Source organism: Bradyrhizobium sp. UFLA05-108, assembly GCF_059803455.1.
In genome coordinates this window covers 53,895-75,069 of the sequence record NZ_JBANAZ010000037.1, presented here as the reverse complement: position 1 = coordinate 75,069, position 21,175 = coordinate 53,895, and the positions used below count along the sequence as shown (strand labels likewise).

Genomic DNA, 21,175 nt, shown 5'->3' with positions numbered 1-21,175 from the left:
AACTCGCCGGTCTGCGGGGGCGACTGCGCGTGGTTTCCAAAGTCATCGCACCGCTTGTGGCTTGCCCTGTCGGTCCCGTCGGCCGTGGCGATCGCCGAGATAGGTTTCCCGGACCAAGTCCAAATCCCTCAGCTGCTCGATGAGGCCTTCGGCGATGATGCGCCCCGTCTGCATGATGTAGCCGCGATCGGCGACCGCCAACGCCAGACTTGCGTTCTGCTCGACAAGTAGCACCGCTGCGCCGAACCTGTCGCGCACGGACTTGATGATCGTACTGACCTCATTCACGACGATTGGCGCCAATCCAAGCGACGGTTCGTCAAGAAGCAGAACGCGCGGCTTGGCCATGAGACCTCGCGCGATCGCCAGCATCTGCTGCTGGCCACCACTGAGGTCGGACCCCTTCGCTTCCCGCTTCTCCAACAGCACCGGAAAGATAGATTCCATGACCGCGATGTCTTCTTCAACGCCCGCCGGGTCGTAGCGGGCGTACCCGCCGAGACGCAGGTTGTCGCGGACGGTGATGTCAGGGAAGATGCGGCGGCCCTCGGGCACAAGAACGACGCCGATCCGGGCCATCTTATCGGCGTATAGCCCGGTGACGTCCTTCTCCCAAAGGCGAATGGAACCGCTCTTCGGACGTTTCAGCCCCGCTATTGTTTTGAGCAGCGTTGACTTGCCTGCGCCGTTAGAGCCGATGATCGTCACGATCTCCGCCTCACCCACTGTCAGCGATACACTGCGGTTGACCACGATGGGTCCATAAGCGGTCCACAGGTCTTCCACGCGGAGGAGGCTCATTGTCGTCCCCCGAGGTAGACCTCGATCACCTTTGGATCGTTTAGGACCGCATCAGTCGGACCGTCGGCAATCTTGGTCCCGAAATGCAGCACAACCAGATGGTTGCAAAGCTCGGACATCATGCCTACGTGGTGATCGATCACGCAGACGCCGACGCCCAGCTGGTGCGCGCGGCGAATGAGTTGAATGAGTTCAACGCTCTCGCCTTCATTGAGCCCTGCGGCCGGCTCGTCCAGCAGCAATTGCGATGGGTACGACCCGAGGGCGACGGCGATGCCGAGCCGACGCAAATTGCCGAACGGCATGGAATTCGCGCTGTCCTCGGCGAACGTTCCTAGGCCGACGAAGTCAAGCAGTTCGTCCGGCGAAGTCCATGGTCGTATCCCATTATGCCGCCGCCTCGACCCGTGCTCGATCGCAATCTGCACGTTCTCGCGAGCCGACAGAGCCGGGAAGGACATCGCCTGCTGGAAGGTGCGCCCGATGCCTAGGCGGCCAATTGCGAAAGCCGGCCTGCCGGTAATGTCGGTTCCTTCCCAGCGCACGGTCCCGCCGTCAGGACGATAGACGCCGCATATTGAGTTAAACAGTGTCGTCTTGCCGGAGCCGTTGGGTCCGATGACGCCGAGTATCACGTCGGACTTGATCGTCACATCGACGCCGGCGAGCGCGACGACGCCGCCAAATTTCTTTCGGAGGCCGATGATCTCGAGCACGGTCATCTCGGGGCGCCTCTCAAGCTCGAGAGGCGCCGGCTCACTGACGTTCGAGCGCCGTGAACAGCGGCGACACCCCACTGGTAGCCGCGCTCAAGCACCGCGATGATTCCTCCCGGCAGCAGCATGATCACCGCGATAAGGGCGAGGCCATAGGCTATGCGCGAATCGACCGGCTCGACCCGCATCACTTCCGGCAGGAACGTCACGATCACGGCTCCGGTCAAGGGGCCGAAAATGGTCCGCGGTCCGCCGAGCATTACCATGAGGGCGAAGTAGAGACTGGTCGCGCCGCCGTAGAGGTCCGGCGAAATGTGGCGAAAGTTGTAGGCTTGCAGATCGCCCCCGACGCCCGCGAACAGGCCGCTCAGCATGAACGCTCCGACCTTGTACAGGTTGGTGTTTATGCCGACCGATCTCGCCAGCTGCTCGTTCTCGCGGATCGAGCGCAACGTCCGCCCGTACTTCGAGTTCGCAATGAGGTAGGCGATCAGCATGCTTGCAAGCATGAATGCCGCCACGAGCAAGTATGCGTTGCCCAACTTGTTGAAATTAACGCCCAGAACGGTGCCGACCGGCGGCACGTCAAGTCCGGTCGCCGCGCCAGTGAACTTGCCGCCGTTGATTAGAGAAATCCGCAAGAGCTCGCACATAACGTAGGTCGTGATGGCGAAGTGGTGCCCACTGATCCTAAGCGAAGGGAGGCCGAACAGCCCCGCGCACACCGCCGCAACGACGGCCGAGAATGGCATCGCCTCCCACATGTTCATGCCGAAGTCGCGTGAAAGGATGGCCGCAGTGTAGGCGCCGAAGCCCATGAGGCCGGCGTACCCCAAGGACATGATCCCGGCCTGACCGAACGGAATCGCCATCCCATAAAGCACGATCGCTGTGACGCCGGTGGTAATGGCGAACGATAGGATTCGATAGCCGGGATTGAGCCAGGGCAGAACCAGCACCCCAAATACGACCAGCGCGGCTACGACCATCAGCTCGCGCGACGGCCAGAATTGGCGACGCCGCTCCTGGATCGGCCGGCGGGTGGACGCTGTCGCAACGGCGACTGCGGATGAAGCATCCTTATTCAATCGCCGGCCCCATCGTGCCGCCAAACAACCCCTGCGGTCGGAAGATGAGGATCAGGATCATCAGCCCAAACGTATAGGCGTTGGTCCATTCCGGGGTCCCATACGCGCCGCTGAGCCCGTTGACGAGTCCGAGGATCAGTCCAGCCCCAACGACGCCTGCGACATTGCCAAGTCCGGCGATAAGCGAGACAGCGAACCCAAGCATGATCATTTCGGATCCGACGAACGGCGTAATCGGGAACAGGGCGATCGTAAGCGCACCGCCGAGACCGGCGATGGCACTGCCATAGGCGAAGATCACGGTGATATAGCGCCGGATAGGGATCCCCATCAGGGCCGCAGTCTGTCGGTCTGCCAGGCTGGCGCGGAGCGCAAGCCCGTATCGGCTGCGAGAGATCGTGAAGAACGTGACTGCGACGACGATGGCGGTGATGACGACAACCACCACGCGCATCTTGATGAAGCGTATCTCACCGATCTGCCAGACGCCGGGCAACGGTTCCGGAATGCTCTTCGAGAACGAGTTCCAGATGCGGATGACAACGTGCTGGATCACGATCGACAGGCCGAGTGAGGCCATGAAACCATTGTTTGGGCGGAGCAACGTGAACTGAAAAAGCCCCCGCTCCAATAGGAACCCGAGCAGGCCAACGAGCGCGACCGCAATCAGAACGGCCGGAACGTAGCCCACGCCATTTTCGACGAGAACCCAGACCCCAATGCCCCCGAGCATGAGAAATTCGCCGTGGGCGAAATTGATGATACCGGTCAATCCAAATATGAGCGTCACGCCAATGCCCATCAGAATGATGACGCTGGCGACAGAAAGGCTGTTGACCAATTCCTGGAGGAAAGTCTCCATGGCCTTACTCTAGGATCCAAAGCACTTTTCGCAACGAAAACCTCTGGACCTTGAAGGCGGATCGGCGATTTGCGGTCCGCCTCAGGTCCTATCGCTTTTCGTAAGGTCATCGGCGACTGCTTATGAGCGCCGTGACTTAACAGTGCGCCTCAACCGCCAGGATCGCCTGGAGGCGGGGTCTCCGGCGGCTGTTCGACGGCGCATTTGAACTGATCCGAAGTGTTGGGCATGACGAGACACACCTCGGTCGCAAAGGTCACCTGATGCTTGTCGTTGAAATACAGCGGAACCTGCGACACCACGCCCTGGTATTTCATCTTCTCAAGTTCGGCGACAATCTTGTCGGTATCGTCGACGGTGCCCGCGGCTTGCATAGCCTTCACGAACATTCCGACATAATCGTAGTACAGCAGAGACACCGAGGACTGGACACCTTTCGGAGCGCCGAGGGCGAAGTACTGATCGAAGTAGTCCTTGGCTCCTTGGAAGGGCGGGGCGCCCCAACATACGGGAACGCAGCTCAGGGTGATCGGCACCGTGGATTTTAGGTTCCGTTCCTTCCAGACCCCCGGATCGACGCCGAATAGGAAGTAGGAAGGCGCGACGTTGAGCTGAACCGCCTGGGGATAGGCGATCATCACATAATCGCCGTTGTACCAAATGTGCACGACATCGGGCTTGTCCGCCTTTACCCGGGTAAGCAAGGGCGTGAAGTCCTTCGTCTCCGGCGGATACTTTATCAAGTCGGTCTGCTGCCCGTTGGCCTTCAGCGCCAGCTCATAGTGCGACGAGAGGTATTGCCCGCCCGCGTCGTCTTGGACGAAGACGACTGACGCTTTTGGCTTGTATCCCAGCAGCGGCTCGAGAAGCGTCAGCACGCCTTTGGCGGTGCTGCCGCTCCGCTGAAACTCCTGCGGCTCGGTCTGGAAGGTATAGTGCAGCGCGCCTCCGGGTTTCGTCGAGTCCTCGGTGAGGCAGCAGCCGAGCGAACTGTTGCCGGTAAACTGGATGACTTTCGCCGGATTGGTGATCTTGGTCATGGCGATCGAGAAATCGTGGCTCTCGGTGCCCCAGATCGCCTTGACGCCGATGTCGTCCACCAGCTCCCGTGCGTTCGCAATTGCCGTGTTCACGTCCGTGCGATTGTCTCGGTAAATGGGCTCGAGTTTGTAAGTCTTGCCATTCACCACGAAGCCGCCGGCGTCATTGATCTGCTTAACAGCCAACTTGACACCGTTGTGGATGGTGTTGCCGGCCGACACGAACGTCCCGGTCAAAGCGGCGTTGACCCCGATTTTGACCGTGTCATCGGCCTTGGCTCCAGTGGCGGCGACGAGCGCCGCGGCCGCGACCATGCTCCATAATGCTCGCCTCATTGGTCGTCCTCCCTCGGACCGTATAACGCAACGGCCGATTAGAGTCAGCCTATGGCCCTACCAATTTGGAGTCAAATGTCTTCCGAAGGATTGACTCGTCGTGCCCTAGGCGGGCGATGGCGCATCCTCTCTAATGAGCCGTTCCTCCTTGAGGCGATCCCAAAGCGCCGACGGAATCTTTGTCGAGCACCAATTCAGGTTCTGCCGGATTCGATCAGGTTTGCTCATGCCCAGGACGACGGTCTTGACAGCGGGGTAGCCTCGCGGAAATTGAATCGCCGCCGCTTGGATCGGGACATTGAACTCGCCGCAGATCGCTGCGATGCGCCTTGCACGGCCGACAATCTCGTCAGACGCAACCGCATAGTCGTAAGTGACGTCTTTCGCGGTCGGTTTCGCCAGCAAGCCCGAGTTGAACACCGCGGCCATGAACACATCCACACCGCGTGATTTCGCCAATGGCATGAACACATCGAGCGCGCTTTGATCGAGGAGCGTGTACCGCCCGGCGAGCATGATGCAGTCGAAGTCGCCTGCCCGGAGAAAATCGGCAGCAACGTCGGCTTCGTTTATCCCAACGCCGATCGCCTTGACGGAGCCATGCTTTCGCAGATCGTCGAGCGCACGATACGCCCCCTCCATCGCGGCTGCGAACGTGCGAGGAAAATCCTTCCCCTGCGTCCAGCGATCAACGTCATGAATGAAAAGTACGTCGATTTGCTCGAAGCCAAGACGTATCACCGATTGCTCGATCGAGCGCTTGACGCCGTCGTAGCTGTAGTCGAAAACCGGAAGCAGCTCGAGCGGCCCCGCCCAATGCATCTTCGGAAGCGCCGGCCAGCCTAGAATCGGTCTTCTTTATTCGACAATTGATAGTTAGCGTCGCGGCGACCAACCCCGGACAATCCTCAGTTTGCGTTGCGGTGCGTTGTCAGCCGAGAGGGGACGCCCCGGGATTAGCTCAGCGCTCCGTTGTGTCCCGCTGCCAGTCGGGCACCTCATTGGCACAAGCGATAGACCTCTATCCCGGCAAGAGACCGTGGCAACGGGAGCAGCGTGACGGGCTCAAGCCGGTTATGCGATGGAGTGCCGAACAGCGCGCTGCGGACTGCGCCGGTGACAAAGATGCCGTTCTCCTCGCTCCCCAAGAGCTTAACCGATGCACTCTGCAGTTGCGAGGCGATCCAGACGTCGCGGCCGTAGAGAAAGGAGCGGAACGTATAGAGTGTGCCGCGGTGCAGACCGATGCTGATCGTGCAACCGAATTGCTCCTGATGCCGAGGCATGGTCCGGCCGTGCCGCGGCCCTGCCAGCACGAGAAGCTGGCAAGGGGCGCTCAAGTAAAGGAGCACGCCATGTCTCAGAAACTCAACGCGACGATCGCCGTGATTGGCATCGATATCGGCAAGACCTCGTTCCACATCGTGGGTCATGATCACCGCGGCGCCATCGTGCTGCGGCAGAAGTGGTCACGCGGCCAGGTGAAGACCCGGCTCGCCAACCTGCCGCCGTGCCTGATCGGGATGGAGGCCTGCGTCGGCGCGCATCATCTCAGCCGCAAGCTACAGGTGCTCGGCCACGACGCCCAGCTGATGCCGGCGAAATACGTGCGGCCCTATTCGAAGGGACAGAAGAATGACTTCAATGATGCCGAAGCGATTGCCGAAGCCGTGCAGCGCCCGACGATGACGTTCGTGGCGACCAAGACCGCGGAGCAACTGGATCTGCAGGCGCTGCATCGCGTGCGCGAGCGGCTGGTGTCACGACGCACCGGCATCATCAACCAGAATTCGGTTGGACGTTCGCACCCGGCGACAAGGTGATGCAGATTGAGAACGACTACGACAAGGAGGTTTATAACGGCGACATCGGCTACATAGACGATGTTGATCCCGATGACGGCGAGCTCAACGCCAGCTTCGACGGCCGCATCATCCCCTACGGGTTCGGTGAACTCGACACGCTGGTGCCGGCCTACGCCGCAACTATCCACAAGAGCCAGGGTTCAGAATATCCGGCCGTGGTCATTCCGATTATGACGCAGCACTACACCATGCTGCAACGAAATCTGCTCTATACCGCCGTCACCCGGGGCAAGAAGCTAGTCGTTTTGGTCGGTCAGAAGAACGCCGTTGCCATCGCGGTTCGCAACATCTCGGGGCGAAGGCGGTGGTCCAAGTTGAGTGAATGGCTGGCATCAGCAAAACTATCGATGCCGATAAGATGAGGCGGACTGTGAATGTAAGCATGTCATGACGACTTGGTGCTGTCATTCGTCCCGATAGCTCGGTGTTCCATCGAAAGCACGGAGTCGTGGGTCATGAAACAGGAAACAGTGGAACACTCACTGGGTGGCATACGCAGCGGCTTCCGCCCGGAAGATACCCTTGCCAAATGCGTGGCGTATTCCAGCCAGACTACTGTTCGCTTTGGCGCTGAAGAACATCTGAACCTGCGCCTTTTCGTCGACAGCTGTCCCATTGGCCGTCGAATGCAGGCGAAGCTTTGTGCAACGCACGCGAACACAGCGTCGCCGGCGATTTCTGCCAACAGGAGGCGCTCGAAACGCCCGGTACTACTATGTGAAGGTGATAGCGAGACGGCAAAACGGCGCCCATCTCGCTCGTGGGCTTGTTTCTGACGGATGTCGTTCCCGCAACCAGCAAACCCTAAGGCTGTCCCGCATTGAATTAGAGCGGCAAGGCGCGTACTCGGATCAGTCTCGGCATCGGCCATCACATCAACGCCCCGGAGCTGATCGAGACCCTTCCGCTCCTCTCAAGCAGCTTCTTTACCTTCGAGGCTCGCCCTGCGGTGCATTGCACCGCACGGCTCGCACCTCAGGATGACGGGGTGAGGCCGCTGCGCGTCACAAAGCTCCGTCGCTCACACCGGCAGAAACCGCGTAAAGGCGGGCATGAAGAAGATCGCGACGTTGATCGCAAAACCAATGCTCCAGAGGATCGAGCGCAGCGTCGGGCGGTTGCCGAGATAGGTGAAGACGTAGGCGATCCGCACGATCAGGAAGAGTGCGGCGAGTTCGTCGACCAGGCGCTGCGGGGAATCGCGGAATTCGGCGAGCAGCACGGCAATCGCGAAGAACGGGAAGGTCTCGATGCCGTTCTGGTGCGCGCCCAGCGCGCGCTGCGAGATGGCATCCTCATAGAAGGCCGGGTCGCGCGGTTTCGATAACCTGATCCATTTGATCGAGGCGATGCACCATTCCGCGAGCGTCACGGTTCCTTCCCCCTGCACCCCGAAACCCTAGCGAAGTCGGCCCAATCTTGACAAGTTCGGCCCAACGCGCGAACCCGTTGGACCATGACGCGCGTTCTCCCGATCGACATATCGAAGGCCTCCGCAGCGCCGAGCCCGTCGCGTGTCGGCGTGCTGCTCGTCAACCTCGGGACGCCCGACACCGCGGATGCCCCGGGCGTGCGCGTCTACCTCAAGGAATTCCTGAGTGACCCCCGCGTCATCGAGGACCAGGGCCTGATCTGGCAGTTCGTGCTGAACGGCATCATCCTGCGAAAGCGCCCGCGCACCAAGGCGCTCGATTATCAGAAGATCTGGAACACCGAGAAGAACGAGTCGCCGCTCAAGACCATTACCCGCTCGCAGGCCGACAAGCTCGCCGCCGCGCTTGCCGATCGCACGCATGTCGTGGTGGACTGGGCGATGCGCTACGGCAATCCGTCGATCAGGTCCGGCATCGATGTGTTGATCGCGCAAGGCTGCGATCGGATCCTGGCGGTGCCGCTCTATCCGCAATATTCGGCCTCGACCTCGGCGACCGTGTGCGACGAGGTGTTTCGCGTGCTCGCCCGCCTGCGCGCCCAGCCGACGCTGCGGGTGACGCCGCCCTACTACGAGGACGAGGCCTATATCGAGGCGCTTGCGGCCTCGATCGAGGTGAGCCTAGCGAGCCTGCCGTTCAAGCCGGAGCTGATCGTCGCCTCCTTCCACGGCATGCCGAAATCCTATGTCGAGCAGGGCGATCCCTATCAGAGCCACTGCGTAGCGACGACCGAGGCGCTGCGCCGCCGGCTCGGCATGGACGCCTCAAAGCTGCTGCTCACCTTCCAGTCGCGTTTCGGCAATGACGAATGGCTCCTGCCCTATACGGACGCGACCATGAAGCGCCTGGCGCACGAGGGCGTGCGCCGCATCGCGGTGGTGACGCCGGGCTTTGCCGCCGATTGCCTGGAGACGCTGGAGGAGATCGCGCAGGAGAATGCCGAGATCTTCCGGCACAATGGCGGCGAGGCGTTTGCCGCAATCCCCTGCCTCAACGACAGCGAGCCAGGCATGGACGTGATCCGCACCCTGGTGCTGCGCGAGCTGCAGGGCTGGATCTGAGGGGACGCCCCATGAAGCGGCGCGAGGTTCTGGCACTTCTCTGCGGCACCGCCTTGCTGCCGCTGCCGGCGGTCGCGCAGCCGGCGCCGGTCGGGCCGCGCCGGCTCGGCGTGCTCACGGTGACGGCGGCCGATGACCCGATCGGGCAGATGCGCGCGACGATCCTGGCCGATGCGCTCGCGACGCTTGGCTGGAAGGAGCAAGACAATCTGCGGATCGACTGGCGCCATGGCGGCGCCGATCGTGTTCGCGGTCGTCACGGATCCCGTTGGCCAGGGTTTTGTCAAAGCCCTGTCGCATCCGGGCGGCAACATCACCGGCTTCACCGACTATGCTCGATCTCTTTGGGACAGCCTGGCCAGATGCTACTGCAGATTTTCAAAGCATTGATTTGGAGCATACCGAGAGAGAGATTGGTCGTGGTTCAAGAATTTTAGGGTATTCCCATGGCCTGGTTCTTTCTGCTTATTGCTGGCCTGTGCGAAATCGCCTGGGCGATCAGCCTCAAATTCACAGAAGGCTTCGCGCGCCTTTTGCCAACAGTCGGCACGGTCATCGCTATGGCGGCCAGCATTGGGTTCCTCGGACTCGCCCTTAAGTCGCTGCCGGTCGGTACGGCTTATGCGGCGTGGACCGGCATTGGCACTGTTGGCACCGCGGCGCTCGGCATCTATCTATTTAACGAACCCGGCGATCGGGCGTTGATCGCCCGGCAGGCGGGCGAGCTGGTTGCGCTCAATCCCGACATCCTGCTCGCCATCGGCACGCCGGACCGGCCGGCTCAGTCGAGAATGACCCCGAACGGACCTATACGGACTTGAGGGGGTGCTGTCCGCCCAACGCTCGAGGGAATGAGCTGCGCTACGACGCGCGGGACCTTACCGATTCCATGAGCGAACGAGGGCATAGGGCCCATCACCGATAAGAGCCAGAGCAATGGCTGATACGGCCCAAAGCGCGGGAAACTCCCAGCCGCCCCTCGGATTGTAAAAAAGAAATCCCATGGCGCCGTGCACCATGACGATGGTCCCGGCAAGTTCTCCAGCAAACAAAAGGGCTATCCAGCGAACCAAAACCCCAAGTATGAGAGCTGCACCGCCGAGTACCTCGAACACGATGATTGCGTACGCAAACCATTCCGGCGGCCCAAGGCCACCGAAGTACTTGATGAAGGCTGGCGGTGTAAGCACGGAGATCTTTAGTCCCGCGTGGGCCAGTGCGAGCAAACCCAGCGTGATCCGAAGAAGAAGAGCGGCATAAGGCACGGTCCGTTCGTCAATCATCATTCCCCCCCCCCGTGTGTTTGCGTTGAGGCCAGGCACAGTCAAGGCGTACTTTTGCACCAATTGGCAGCGATCGGTACGAAATGAGATAGAGGCTTTTTGGAAGCCGAGCGGCTCGAGCAAATCATGCTGGACATCGCTTGTTGCAGAGCATGAGTCCGGAAATGACCCTGGTTCGCGGTAGGGATGCCCATTGCTGAACACCCCCCGCAGAGATCCGGACAAGCCCAATTCGAGCATCCGGCTCTTACCTCGGGTGCTTAACGGCGAAGCGCCGGTCAGGCCATGGATGAAGGATGCGCGGCGCGGGAAGCCAGTCGGCGACCAACTTCGTCATTCGCTCCCACGTAAAGCCGTCTTTCTGGCTGCGCCGCCGAAGCGTGCGGCGCCAGAGGTCGGCCACGTAATGCCGGAACGCTGAGAGCGCCCGGCTGTTTGTGGGCACGGCATAGTAAGCGAAGTGGCCTGTAACGACTTGCCTCAACCAGTGTCCCTGAGACGGGATAGGCTGGTGCATTCTTTGCCGCAGCTCCGTCTTGATTTCCTGCAGCTTCGTCCGCATGCGGTCGCGCCGGGTCTTCCGCTGTAATTGGAAGGCGCCCCGTCGAGATTTTCCACAGATGAAGGTGAAGCCCAAGAACGCGAAGGTCTCCGGTCTACCGATACCGCGCTTCTTGCGCTCGGCTGCAGCGTGGCGGCCGAACTCAACCAAGCGGGTCTTGCCCGGATGGAGCGACAGCGAGAATGCTCCGAACCGCTCACGCAGTGCATCAAGGAATCGACGGGCGTCGTCCTCATGCTCGAAGCCTGCGACCAGATCATCTGCATAGCGCACGACGATCATGTCGCCGCGGGCCTCTTGCCGTCGCCAGCGATCGGCCCACAGGTCGAACACGTAGTGCAGGTAGGTATTGGCGAGGAGTGGTGAGATCACCGAACCTTGGCCAGTCCCACTGTCAGCTACGGATACGATCCCGTCTTCGAGGATACCCGCCTTGAGCCATTTACGGATCAGACGGATGATGCGCTTGTCGCCGATGCGGTGCTCCAGGAAGCGGATCAACCAGTCATGGTTGACGCTGCCAAAGAAGTCCCGGATGTCGGCGTCGAGTATGTGGTTCACCTTCCGGCTGGTGACCGCCACCGCCAAGGCGTCCAGCGCATCGTGCGGCCCTCGTCCAGGTCGGAACCCGTACGAGAACCCGAGGAAATCCTCCTCGTAGATGGCGTTGAGCACCATGGCGCAAGCGCCCTGGACGATCTTGTCCTCCAGAGCCGCGATCGCCAGCGGCCGTTGTCGGCCATCCGCCTTCGGTATGTATGTCCGACGCGATCGATGAGGCCGATACGCTCCTCGGTGGACTCTTCCGTGGAGATCCTCGAGATTGCGCTCAAGGTTCACTTCGTAGTCCTGCCAGGTCACCCCATCGACTCCAGCGGCAGCTTTGCGTTTGAGCGCGTAGAATGCCACCTGGAGCGTGTCGACGTTGACCTGATGGAGAAGCGCGGTGAACCGCTCCTTCTTCCTTTGCCTTGCGGCTTGCCGTACGCGGCTCAGCGCCTAGGTCACGCGCGCCCGGGTCTGCGTCCGGTGCGTGCTTTGCTGATCCGCATTCCCCTTGGTCCCTGCCCTTTGCTCCGCCGCCTCCGCCGCCGGTGGCCCGGCTTTGTTCGGCGACTTCCCAGCTACTACGGCAGAGTCAGACTTCTCCGGATTGTGCATCGACGGCTACGGCTCCTCGCCTTCCCGTCGCGGACCGTCCACCCAGAGGGGCTTTCGGCCAACCCGGAGACCTCCCGGTTCCCGTGCAGGGAGCGTGCGTGCATGCCAAGTTCTTCGACCACGCCGGGTTACCCAAGCGCTTGCGATGACGCTCTTGAGCATGTTGCCTTCCGCTACACAGACAGCGTCGGCACCCGGGATCAGTTTTCTATCGCGGCTCAATGGTTGGCCTGCACGTCCCCCTGCCGACGCTTCGCCGACATCCTCGCGGATACCTGCGCACGGCTCGGGGTCGATGCGGTTCGCTATTCCTTCATCGTAGTGGACTTGCACCACCTACTCCTTGCCGGTCTCCCGGCGCACCTGTGTGAGAACGCTGTGCCGCTGCTATGATTCTCCGATGATTCTTTTTGGGGGGAATCGATGAGGCGCTTCGTTGAGGAGGCGGATCGTGGGCAATGGACGCTGTTGCCCGAATGCCTCGATGATTTCATTGACGAGAGTAATCCTGTCCGTGTGATCGATGCGTTTGTCGATGCGCTCGATTTGGGCGAGATGAGCTTCGAGGTTGAGCCGGCGGCGACCGGTCGGCCGTCGTACCATCCCTCTTTCTCCTGAAGCTCTACATCTATGGCTATCTGAACCGGGTGCAGTCGAGCCGGCGGCTCGAACGAGAAGCCGGACGCAATGTCGAACTGGCTGCTGGGTCGGCTCACTCCCGATCACAAGACGATTGCCGACTTCCGCAAGGACAATGGCCTGGCGCTGCGCAGGGTGTGTGCGCGCTTCGTTGAACTCTGCCGTGGGATGGGTCTCCTGACGACGGCGAGCGTTGCCATCGACGGCAGCAAGTTCAAAGCGGTGAACAACCGGGACAGGAACTTCACACGGGCGAAGGTGGAGCGGCGACGCTCCCAGCTGGAGGAGAGCGTCGCGCGGTATCTGGGCCAACTAGACACGGCCGACCGGCAGGAGCCGACGGAGGCCCTGGCCACGAAGGTGACGAGGCTTACCGAAAAGCTGACGAAGCTGAAGGAGGAAATGGGCAAGCTTGCCGCTTACGAGAAGCAGATGCTTGCATCGCCCGACCAGCAAATCTCCTTGACTGATCCCGATAGCCGCTCGATGGCGACGAGCGGCCGCGGCTCCGGCGTCGTCGGCTACAACGTGCAGGTTGCCGTGGATACCGAGCACCATCTGATTGTGACGCATGAGGTAACGAACAGCGGCTTAGATCGGGCTCAACTGGCCAATATGGCAAAGCAGGCGAAAGAAGTGCTCCAGACCGAGGCGCTCGAGGCCGTTGCCGATCGCGGCTACTTCAGCAGCGTGGAGATCCTCGCGTGCCACGAGGCCGGCATCATGGTAACTCTGCCCAAGCCACAGACGTCGGGTGCCAAGTCAGATGGGCGCTTCGGCAAGCAGGATTTTGTCTATTTGCCTGAAGAGGTCCTATCGCTGCCCGGCTGGAGAGCAACTGCCATATCGCTTCACGAGCGAGGAAGACGGCAAGCTACGGCGCTACTGGACCACGGCCTGTCAAAATTGTTCGCTTAAATCGCAGTGCACGACAGGGCCAGAGCGGCGGATTCCACGATGGGAGCATGAGCATCTGCTCGAGGCTGTGCAGCAGCGTCTCGATGCAAACCCACAAGCCATGCGCCAGCGTCGAGAGACAGTCGAGCATCCGTTCGGCACGATGAAGGCCCGCATGGGAGCGACACACTTCCTCACAAAAACGCTTCCAAAAGTAGCCGCCGAAAATGGCACTCTCGGTGCTGGCCTATAATCTGACACGGGTCATGAACATCGTCGGGATCAAGCCGCTGATCGCTGCGATCGGGGCCTGAGACACACGCGGCTCCCGGCTTCCGGGACCGACGCCCTTTGAGATCGTTTTTACACAGCCAAGGCCCGTTGCGGAAGTGGTCGGCTTTAGGAGCGCGCTCCCTAAACCTTCGTATCATTCCCCTGGCCCCTTGGATGGGCGGCGCATTACCTACGTCCAATTGAGCGGCTGACCGCGATCGTCCTAGGCTGCACCGCGTAGGAAAAGCGCACACCAGGCAGTGCGACGGTGCAAAAGGATAATCGACGAACAGCGACGATAGTACCGAGAGGAGACTACGATGCCCCATTGCTGCGATAATCTTAGATCTGGCAGTGCCGCGCGATGCGCAGTTTGTGATGGCAAGTTTGGTCTCGTCCGGCATTATTCGTGGCGAACCCCGCTTTGCTCCAAGGAGTGCGTCGATCATTTCAGGGCTCGCCTCCAAGGTGACCGCAATTGGTTGGGCTGGCTACAAATGCCGTTCGAACACCTGCCAGGGAACCGCGCGAGAGCCTCATGACGCTTCAGATCTCACGACGTGGCAAGCAATATCTCAAAACAGCAGAGACTTTGCTCCGCGCCGCCCAAACCATGACCGACTCAGCGATTGCGGTTCAGCTTAAGGCCCTTGCGACGACTACGAGCGGCGAGCTGAGAAAGATTTCGCATGTCGATGCGGATGAATGAATTTCCTGACTGCACAGAGAGATTCCGGGATTGGGTGTGAGATGAATAATCACATTTGGCATGCAACGCTTGTTGTATTCACTGTCATGCAGCCGATTTCTACAATCAGTCACGCCCGCGCGCACGATTGTCAGCACCCTGAGTTGAACAGTTGGTATGAGAGCTTGCACAGTGGCAAAGGGCCTGCTGCGATGGCAGCGATGCGAAGCGCGTTGATGACGTCGATTGGGAAACTAAGGATGGTCACTATCGCGTGCGCATTGATGGCGAGTGGGTTGATGTTCCGAACGACGCTGTCGTGGATAGACCGAACCGCGCTGGTCGCACGATGGTCTGGCCCTACTATCTGAACGGCGCTTTCGTTGGCGTCAGATGCTTCATGCCGGGGAGCATGGGCTGATCGCGAGCGCAGGGCGATCAGCCGCTCCCACCCATTAGCTCCAACTCGTCTGATGCCGTGTACTGCTTCGCATAAGGAGGCGCCAAATGAAAACTGGAAGTTGGAATAGCCGCAACAGGGTCACCAAAGAAATTCGCGAGCAGATTCTAGACGCTTATCTAGGCGATCCCATCAAAGGAACCGAACTTGCGATGAGCAATGGACTAACGGCCGCATACGCCTACAAGCTTGCTCATGAGCGCGGGCTACTGCCAACGCGCGATGAGAAGCTGCTTGGGCGAACCCATTTAGCGAGATTGTCATCAACGTGATTGTCCTCACTCCAAAACAAAGGCAGTGCCTTGAGGCCGTCAAAGCCTGGTGCGGTGAAGGCGATTACCACAGTTCAGCGCAGTCTACAAAAGCTTGGGGCAGCTCGGAGCTATCCGCCGCGTGCCGGGAATGAGCAGCAGCATTGAAGTGACCTCCACCGCAACGGATTTTCGCGCATACGCTTAGTGGAGCCGTTCACGGCTCGCACAACTCCGTTTCGCGACCCTTGCGGCCAGGGGTCGCGTATTCAGGTCGGTCAACTAAAACGGCGCAGCTTCATTTCACTGCTCGGCGGCGCAGCGGCAGCGTGGCCGTTCGCGGCGCGGGCGCAGCAGGCGGAGCGGCTTGCCCGGATCGGGTACCTGGGCCCGACGTCTGCCTCCCAACTTATCGGAGCCGTCGACGCATTTTCGAATGGCCTTCGTGACCTCGGCTACGTCGATAGTCGGTGAGGACGCAACCGCCAAGAACTATCGGCAATCGTTGTTTCTTTGTTATAAGAGCCGCCGCCGAGGAAATGGTTGTGGACACGCTATCGAGCTTGAAACGTACCTGGTTCATATCCTTTTATGGCCCGGCTTGACGCCTTCTAGGAGCCGTCGCAATGACGTGACGAATTCTTAAGGTGAGCAAAGGCGCGCAACGCCGTACTCAGCTTACAATTGGAATTGGCGGGTATACTGGGCCTTTGTCCGCCCTACAGCTTCGGGCACTTCCTGCATGCGCGATGTCCAACAAAGGAACCGCAAATGCTCTGATCTGAGATTGGATGCAAACAATGTTCGTTTCATTTTTCCCACGCCCGAAAGTGTTCTTTCTCTCGGCCATCGTCTGGGCGGCGCTGGCGATGGCGTTCTGGTATGGCTTTGTCCGCAATCTCATCGGGTCGCCTGCGCCCGGTGGCGTCGGCGTGGAGATATTCTGGTCGGCAGCCTCGCTTTGGTTCGACCTCTATTTTGCCCTTTGCGTCGTAATCTTCGCCGGCGCATGGATGGTGTCCGCGCCGCATCCCTGGGCGCCGTGGTCCATCCTCGGTTCCGCGCTGATCCTGTTCACATCTTATTTTCAGGTCCAGGTCAGCGTCGCCATTAACAGCTGGTACGGGCCGTTCTACGATCTCGTCCAGGCCGCGCTTTCGAAATCGAAGCCGGTCACGGTCGAGCAGTTCTACAGCGAATTGTCGACCTTCGCCGGCATCGCCCTGGTCGCGGTCGTGGTCGGCGTGATGACACGGTTCTTCGTCAGCCACTACATCTTCCGCTGGCGGACCGCGATGAACGACTTCTACATCGCAAACTGGTCACAACTCCGCATCATCGAGGGCGCCTCGCAGCGGGTGCAGGAGGACACCATGCGGTTTGCGACGACCATGGAAGGTCTCGGCGTCAATCTGATCAGTGCCGTGCTGACGCTCTTGGCCTTCTTGCCGGTTCTCGTAAGGCTCTCCAGCAATGTCACGGAGCTGCCGCTGATCGGCTCGATCCCCTATCCCCTGGTATTCGCCGCAGTGATCTGGTCGGTGCTCGGAACCGGCGCGCTAGCGCTGATCGGCATCCGCCTGCCCGCGATCGAGTTTTTCAACCAGCGGGTCGAGGCGGCCTATCGCAAGGAGCTCGTGCTCGGCGAAGATGATCCGGCCCGCGCCGATCCACCGACCGTGAGCGAGCTGTTCGGTGCCATTCGCCGGAACTACTTCCTGCTCTATCTGAACTTCATGTACTTCAATGTCGGCCGCATCGTCTATTTGCAGACCGACGTCATCTTTCCCTACATCCTGCTCGGACCGACGATCATTGCCGGCAAGATCACGCTCGGTTCGATGAACCAGATCTTGAATGCCTTCACGCAGGTCAGGACCTCGTTTCAGTATCTTGTCAACTCGTGGAGCACGATCGTCGAACTGATTTCGATCTATCAGCGGTTGCGGGGTTTTGAGGCCAAGATCGGTGGCGAACCTCTGCCTTCGATCGAGACACGGACCGAGCCAAAGTCGTTGTGATAGTCGGTTGGGCAAAGGCGCGCGCTAAGCCGCCGATTACCCGCACCCTGACTGCCACGCTTGACCTGGCGCTCTCGGCCGCGGGCCTTGATCACGTCACCGTCGGGCGCAGGCCGCGGCTTCTCTCAGACAATGGCTCATCTTACGTCCTACGGGCAAGGAGGACTTGCAAACCGCAATCGACATCGCCTACTGGATCGGGTGATCTGGCTTATTCGAAGTGATCGTATTTTTTGAAGTGATCGTATTTTTCTGGTGGCAGTCGCCAGCCGGGAATGGACTAACATCCCAACGGTTGGGATAGCGTTCCGGGGAAGATGGTTTTGTGCGGTGCCTCCACTTTTGGATTGGCCGCGCTTGCATCGGGGGCTTCTAGTGATCGAACGCCGAATGTTGCGTGCCCTTTTCAATGCGATTGCGCTGGTCTTCGGCATCGCGTGGACAGGCGAAGCATCGAGACCCACCACAATCGCGACACCCCAGCCTGCCCAGACCTCTATGTCCTCGGCGGGCGATCGAGACGCGGTTTACAGATCTCCGAATTGGGACCATCGGACCATCTCATCCCTAGCCTGAAACAGTCCGTGCCCCTGCTTCGCGAGACAATAGTCTTGAAAGGTTGCGGTCATTGGACTCAGCAAGAGCGCGCCAAAGACGTGAACAATGCGCTCCTGGAATTCCTGAAACAGTTATAAATCGCGAACGGACCACTTTTGGCCGCTCGCTTGCTGGCAACAAGCAACGTGTTCGCTGGATCGAAGACTTGCGTAGACACGGCAGGCAACGCGACTGAAGCTCGGCAACGCAATGTCGCCTATTGTGAAGATGCTATGGGGCGAGCGGCGAAGGCATGGCACCATGGGCGCTGTTCAACGGCAACCGATGGAGCTCCCCGATGTCGCAACATTCTCGTTTTGACGCGAGCCGGTCTCTCACCGCTCTCGAGCAGGAGCAATCATCGCCGTGATCGAGATGAGCCAAACGAAGTGGTTGGTTGAGGCGCTCGTTCCCGGCGTCGAACGCCAGCCCCTTAAGAAGTTCGATGCCCAAGAGGAAATGCTGCTGAAGCTCTTACATCGTTGGCGCCGCGGAGCCGGCCGGGTTGGGCGCAACATCAAGCGTATCGTCGTCGCCTTTGAGGCTGGACGCGACGGGTTCTGGTTAGCGCGCTGGCTGCGGACGCGGGATGTTGGTCGCCGACGACCACAAGGCCGGTGGCGATCCCGACCCGGACGCCCAGCGGCGCGCCGGCGGGGGTGTCGAGGAGGGGCACGGCCTCGACGAGGGCGAGGCCCGCGCGCACCGCGCGTTCGGCGTCGTGCTCGCTTGCCAGCGGATAACCGAAATAGGCCAGCACGCCGTCGCCCATGTATTTGGCGACGAAGCCTCCCTCGCGCTCGATGGCTTGCGCGCAGCACCTGTGATAGGCCGTGACGACGGCACGCAGGTCCTCGACGTCGAGCTTGGTCGACAGCGCTGTCGAACCGACCAGATCGGAAAACATAACTGTCAGATGACGCCGCTCCGCGGTATCTCTGGCGCCTTTATGCGCAGCATCGGATACCGATGCGGGTGGGCTCGCTTCAGCTCGCAGAGCTGCGATAGCGTCGAGCAACTTACGGCGATGTCCGACAGATCCGACACCAAGCTCCTTCAAGTCCTCCGTCGTCAAACTCGGGAGGATGATCTCGTCGACGTTGTTCTCGCGGAAAGCCGCCTCATATTCTTCGAGGCCAAGCTTCCGCAGCCAACCTCCGGTGTCCATGGCGGTGCCCTAGTTCGCTTAGCCGTTGCATGATCCCCCAGTCGAAACAGAGTGTCCACTCTTTAGCGTCGCCATTTTTGACCTTCTGAGATCGGTCAAGGACAGCGCGTTTACCTTCATTAACGCGCGGATTTTCTAGGCTACACATTTCCGGCACACGTCTGCGCGCGCGCGAGACGGGGAACGCACGGTGAGGTCCCGACGCGCCCTGTATGGCCGCGACCGAGTGGTGGTCGAGTTCCTTACGGGAGCGAGCGACATGAAGCGCGATCTCTATTCGGACGTATCAGTGCGCGCATCATTGCTGAACTGGAAGCCCGCGCGGCGCCGTGGATCAAACCCTGGTCGGCAACACCTGGCGCGAACACTCCATGCAACGCCGTGAGCAATCGCCCCTACTCGGGGTGCAACGTTGTCCTGTTGTGGATGGCGCAGACCGCGGGTTATCGCACGCCGCGGTTTCTCACCTTCAAGCAAGCGCTTGAGCTAGGCGGCCACGTTCGCAAAGGCGAGCGCGGTACGAAAGTGTTTTTCGTGAAGCAGCTCCAAGTTCAGGAAGAGGCAGAAGGCGATAGCGTGGCGCGGCTAGTCCCCATGATGAGGGAGTACACCGTGTTCAACGTCGACCAGTGCGAAAACCTTCCTGAGAACGTCAAGACCGGGAAGCCGGCGCGCGTCCGTAATCCTGACAGCCGCGACGACGTCGCCGATGAATTCTTGCGCTCAACGGGCGCGGACATCCGCGAAGGCCACGGCGAAGCGTTCTATGTGCCGAGGCAAGACTTCATCTCCATGCCCGCGTTCGACTCGTTCAAGGGCGCGGACGCCTTCTACAACGTGGTCTTCCATGAATTGGCGCATTGGACCGGACACAAGAGTCGCCTTGATCGCGATCTGAAGAACCGTTTCGGCTCGCGCAATTACGCGGCGGAAGAACTGATTGCTGAGTTGGGCGCGGCGTTCCTATGTGCAGAGTTTGGCTTCGACGGGGGACCAATTTGGGGACTGAAGCTACGTGTTCAGAAAATAGTTACGCAGGAATCGATAGTTACAGCTAATCCATGGCGGAGAGAGTGTCAGTCAATCCCCATTGAAAGATAAAGCATTTTCGACCCTCCGAGACCAAAACCCACCGTTTGACCTACGGCCGGACAATCGGATCATAATTCGGCTTTGGGAATCGCTCGGCGCCACGATTATGCAATCGATTTGAGGAAGACGCATTGTAGCAGAGGCAGCGCCTGCCTAGGTACGGTGGTGGCCAGCGGCCTGCCCTCCATCGACATGGAGAATCTCGCCTGTCACAAACTCCGCGCCGTCGAGGTACAGCACCGCATCGACCACGTCGGAGATGTCTCCCATCCGGCCCATGGGATGGAGTGCGGCCAACGCTTGATGCGCCTCCGGTGGATGCATTGGTGTCTTGATGATGCCGGGCGAGACGGCGTTGACGCGCACGCCGGTGCTCGCGTACTCGATGGCGAGCGCCTTCGTGGCGGCGTTCAGGGCTCCCTTGGTGAGAGATGCCAAAGCGGCCGGCACACTGTTCATTGGCTGGTCGACCAGACTGGTCGTGATCGTGACGACATGGCCGTGCCCCTGCTTGCCCATGATGTCGAGCGCACGCTGGGTCATGTGAAAGAAGCCGGCCACATTCGTCGACACGTAAGCCTCGTAATCGACCTGCGTGTAGGCGGTGAAAGGCTTTGCCATGAACATTCCAGCGTTGTTGACGAGCGCATCGACACGACCGAAGCGCTCGAGCGCCGCACCGAATACCCGCTGCGCGGTATTGGGATCGCCAACGTCGCCCGGCACCGCCAGGATTTCGGCATCTGCGCTTGGCTTGATCGATCGCGACGTCGCGATCACCCCATAGTTTCGCCGCCGGAAGGCTTCGACAATGCCAGCACCGATTCCCTGGGATGCTCCGGTCACGATGGCTACTTTCCGCTCTGTGCCCATGACCATCT

At 60.2% G+C, this 21,175-nt stretch carries 19 protein-coding genes and 3 pseudogenes; 10 read left to right on the top strand and 12 right to left on the bottom strand.

From position 1 onward, the window contains the following. Positions 1-42: 42 nt before the first annotated feature. The 7 genes from SO140_RS25625 to SO140_RS25595 all read right to left on the bottom strand — a co-directional run bounded on the left by SO140_RS25625 (position 43) and on the right by SO140_RS25595 (position 6,129). On the bottom strand, positions 43-801 hold the full coding sequence (locus SO140_RS25625; RefSeq protein WP_498543370.1) for an ABC transporter ATP-binding protein: 759 nt from the start codon (positions 799-801) through the stop codon (positions 43-45). Next, positions 798-1,523, bottom strand: a complete 726-nt coding sequence (locus SO140_RS25620; RefSeq protein ID WP_498543369.1) for an ABC transporter ATP-binding protein — start codon at positions 1,521-1,523, stop codon at positions 798-800. The genes SO140_RS25625 and SO140_RS25620 overlap by 4 nt, the downstream gene beginning before the upstream one ends. Beyond that, positions 1,520-2,605, bottom strand: a complete 1,086-nt coding sequence (locus SO140_RS25615) for a branched-chain amino acid ABC transporter permease (protein WP_498543368.1) — start codon at positions 2,603-2,605, stop codon at positions 1,520-1,522. The genes SO140_RS25620 and SO140_RS25615 overlap by 4 nt, the downstream gene beginning before the upstream one ends. Then, positions 2,598-3,467 carry a branched-chain amino acid ABC transporter permease gene (locus SO140_RS25610; protein WP_283043567.1) on the bottom strand — a complete coding sequence of 290 codons (870 nt, stop codon included), beginning with the start codon at positions 3,465-3,467 and terminating at the stop codon, positions 2,598-2,600. The genes SO140_RS25615 and SO140_RS25610 overlap by 8 nt, the downstream gene beginning before the upstream one ends. 149 nt (positions 3,468-3,616) lie before the next feature. Continuing rightward, positions 3,617-4,822, bottom strand: a complete 1,206-nt coding sequence (locus SO140_RS25605; RefSeq protein ID WP_498543367.1) for an ABC transporter substrate-binding protein — start codon at positions 4,820-4,822, stop codon at positions 3,617-3,619. Positions 4,823-4,948: 126 nt separating this feature from the next. Beyond that, complete coding sequence (locus tag SO140_RS25600; protein ID WP_498543366.1) at positions 4,949-5,665, bottom strand: aldo/keto reductase; 717 nt, start codon at positions 5,663-5,665, stop codon at positions 4,949-4,951. Between the two features lie 176 nt (positions 5,666-5,841). Further along, complete coding sequence (locus SO140_RS25595; RefSeq protein WP_498543365.1) at positions 5,842-6,129, bottom strand: hypothetical protein; 288 nt, start codon at positions 6,127-6,129, stop codon at positions 5,842-5,844. Positions 6,130-6,198: 69 nt separating this feature from the next. Between SO140_RS25595 and SO140_RS25590 the strand changes: the two are divergent. Both SO140_RS25590 and SO140_RS25585 read left to right on the top strand, forming a co-directional pair. Next, positions 6,199-6,630 (top strand): annotated as a pseudogene (locus tag SO140_RS25590) (IS110 family transposase); the annotation flags it as partial. A gap of 35 nt (positions 6,631-6,665) precedes the next feature. After that, positions 6,666-7,070: an ATP-dependent DNA helicase gene (locus SO140_RS25585; protein WP_498543364.1), complete on the top strand. Its 405-nt coding sequence runs from the start codon at positions 6,666-6,668 to the stop codon at positions 7,068-7,070. A 659-nt stretch (positions 7,071-7,729) separates the two neighbouring features. Here SO140_RS25585 and SO140_RS25580 read toward each other — a convergent pair. Then, positions 7,730-8,080, bottom strand: coding sequence for an MAPEG family protein (locus tag SO140_RS25580; protein ID WP_498543363.1), 351 nt, complete (start codon positions 8,078-8,080; stop codon positions 7,730-7,732). Between the two features lie 84 nt (positions 8,081-8,164). Between SO140_RS25580 and hemH the strand changes: the two genes are divergently transcribed. From hemH to SO140_RS25565, 3 genes and pseudogenes are all read left to right on the top strand, one after another. Beyond that, positions 8,165-9,202, top strand: a complete 1,038-nt coding sequence (hemH, locus tag SO140_RS25575; RefSeq protein ID WP_498543362.1) for a ferrochelatase — start codon at positions 8,165-8,167, stop codon at positions 9,200-9,202. Between the two features lie 11 nt (positions 9,203-9,213). Beyond that, positions 9,214-9,535 (top strand): annotated as a pseudogene (locus SO140_RS25570) (ABC transporter substrate binding protein); the annotation flags it as partial. A 113-nt stretch (positions 9,536-9,648) separates the two neighbouring features. Beyond that, positions 9,649-10,023, top strand: a complete 375-nt coding sequence (locus SO140_RS25565; RefSeq protein ID WP_498543361.1) for a DMT family transporter — start codon at positions 9,649-9,651, stop codon at positions 10,021-10,023. A 57-nt stretch (positions 10,024-10,080) separates the two neighbouring features. Here SO140_RS25565 and SO140_RS25560 read toward each other — a convergent pair whose 3' ends face one another. Together SO140_RS25560 and ltrA are read right to left on the bottom strand one after the other, a co-directional pair. Next, positions 10,081-10,485 carry a DoxX family protein gene (locus SO140_RS25560; RefSeq protein WP_498543391.1) on the bottom strand — a complete coding sequence of 135 codons (405 nt, stop codon included), beginning with the start codon at positions 10,483-10,485 and terminating at the stop codon, positions 10,081-10,083. Between the two features lie 247 nt (positions 10,486-10,732). Then, the gene (ltrA, locus tag SO140_RS25555) at positions 10,733-11,908 is read right to left on the bottom strand and encodes a group II intron reverse transcriptase/maturase (protein WP_498543360.1); all 1,176 of its coding nucleotides are present in this window, start codon (positions 11,906-11,908) and stop codon (positions 10,733-10,735) included. Between the two features lie 723 nt (positions 11,909-12,631). Here ltrA and SO140_RS25550 point away from each other — a divergent pair. From SO140_RS25550 to sbmA, 4 genes and pseudogenes are all read left to right on the top strand, one after another. Next, positions 12,632-14,058: pseudogene (locus SO140_RS25550) on the top strand (IS1182 family transposase). A 497-nt stretch (positions 14,059-14,555) separates the two neighbouring features. Next, on the top strand, positions 14,556-14,726 hold the full coding sequence (locus SO140_RS25545) for a hypothetical protein (RefSeq protein WP_498543359.1): 171 nt from the start codon (positions 14,556-14,558) through the stop codon (positions 14,724-14,726). A gap of 486 nt (positions 14,727-15,212) precedes the next feature. Then, on the top strand, positions 15,213-15,437 hold the full coding sequence (locus SO140_RS25540) for a hypothetical protein (RefSeq protein ID WP_498543358.1): 225 nt from the start codon (positions 15,213-15,215) through the stop codon (positions 15,435-15,437). A gap of 779 nt (positions 15,438-16,216) precedes the next feature. Beyond that, positions 16,217-17,437 carry a peptide antibiotic transporter SbmA gene (gene sbmA, locus SO140_RS25535; RefSeq protein WP_498543357.1) on the top strand — a complete coding sequence of 407 codons (1,221 nt, stop codon included), beginning with the start codon at positions 16,217-16,219 and terminating at the stop codon, positions 17,435-17,437. A 1,114-nt stretch (positions 17,438-18,551) separates the two neighbouring features. Here the strand turns inward: sbmA and SO140_RS25530 are convergent. Then, positions 18,552-19,202, bottom strand: coding sequence for an adenylate/guanylate cyclase domain-containing protein (locus SO140_RS25530; RefSeq protein ID WP_498543356.1), 651 nt, complete (start codon positions 19,200-19,202; stop codon positions 18,552-18,554). Positions 19,203-19,487: 285 nt separating this feature from the next. On the opposite strand from SO140_RS25530, the gene SO140_RS25525 reads away from it, so the two are divergent. Beyond that, positions 19,488-20,303, top strand: a complete 816-nt coding sequence (locus SO140_RS25525) for an ArdC family protein (RefSeq protein WP_498543390.1) — start codon at positions 19,488-19,490, stop codon at positions 20,301-20,303. 144 nt (positions 20,304-20,447) lie between these two features. On the opposite strand, the gene SO140_RS25520 is transcribed toward SO140_RS25525, so the two are convergent. Next, positions 20,448-21,167, bottom strand: a complete 720-nt coding sequence (locus SO140_RS25520; RefSeq protein ID WP_498543355.1) for an SDR family NAD(P)-dependent oxidoreductase — start codon at positions 21,165-21,167, stop codon at positions 20,448-20,450. Between the last annotated feature and the right edge of the window lie 8 nt (positions 21,168-21,175).

What these genes read in the sequence shown, in the direction of transcription:
- SO140_RS25625 (WP_498543370.1), bottom strand. Translation starts at nt 801, where the DNA reads ATGAGCCTCCTCCGCGTGGAAGACCTGTGGACCGCTTATGGACCCATC.
- SO140_RS25620 (WP_498543369.1), bottom strand. Translation starts at nt 1,523, where the DNA reads ATGACCGTGCTCGAGATCATCGGCCTCCGAAAGAAATTTGGCGGCGTC.
- SO140_RS25610 (WP_283043567.1), bottom strand. Translation starts at nt 3,467, where the DNA reads ATGGAGACTTTCCTCCAGGAATTGGTCAACAGCCTTTCTGTCGCCAGC.
- SO140_RS25605 (WP_498543367.1), bottom strand. Translation starts at nt 4,822, where the DNA reads ATGGTCGCGGCCGCGGCGCTCGTCGCCGCCACTGGAGCCAAGGCCGAT.
- SO140_RS25600 (WP_498543366.1), bottom strand. Translation starts at nt 5,665, where the DNA reads ATGCATTGGGCGGGGCCGCTCGAGCTGCTTCCGGTTTTCGACTACAGC.
- SO140_RS25595 (WP_498543365.1), bottom strand. Translation starts at nt 6,129, where the DNA reads ATGCCTCGGCATCAGGAGCAATTCGGTTGCACGATCAGCATCGGTCTG.
- SO140_RS25585 (WP_498543364.1), top strand. Translation starts at nt 6,666, where the DNA reads ATGCAGATTGAGAACGACTACGACAAGGAGGTTTATAACGGCGACATC.
- hemH (WP_498543362.1), top strand. Translation starts at nt 8,165, where the DNA reads ATGACGCGCGTTCTCCCGATCGACATATCGAAGGCCTCCGCAGCGCCG.
- SO140_RS25565 (WP_498543361.1), top strand. Translation starts at nt 9,649, where the DNA reads ATGGCCTGGTTCTTTCTGCTTATTGCTGGCCTGTGCGAAATCGCCTGG.
- SO140_RS25560 (WP_498543391.1), bottom strand. Translation starts at nt 10,485, where the DNA reads ATGATTGACGAACGGACCGTGCCTTATGCCGCTCTTCTTCTTCGGATC.
- SO140_RS25545 (WP_498543359.1), top strand. Translation starts at nt 14,556, where the DNA reads ATGACGCTTCAGATCTCACGACGTGGCAAGCAATATCTCAAAACAGCA.
- SO140_RS25540 (WP_498543358.1), top strand. Translation starts at nt 15,213, where the DNA reads ATGAAAACTGGAAGTTGGAATAGCCGCAACAGGGTCACCAAAGAAATT.
- sbmA (WP_498543357.1), top strand. Translation starts at nt 16,217, where the DNA reads ATGTTCGTTTCATTTTTCCCACGCCCGAAAGTGTTCTTTCTCTCGGCC.
- SO140_RS25530 (WP_498543356.1), bottom strand. Translation starts at nt 19,202, where the DNA reads ATGGACACCGGAGGTTGGCTGCGGAAGCTTGGCCTCGAAGAATATGAG.
- SO140_RS25520 (WP_498543355.1), bottom strand. Translation starts at nt 21,167, where the DNA reads ATGGGCACAGAGCGGAAAGTAGCCATCGTGACCGGAGCATCCCAGGGA.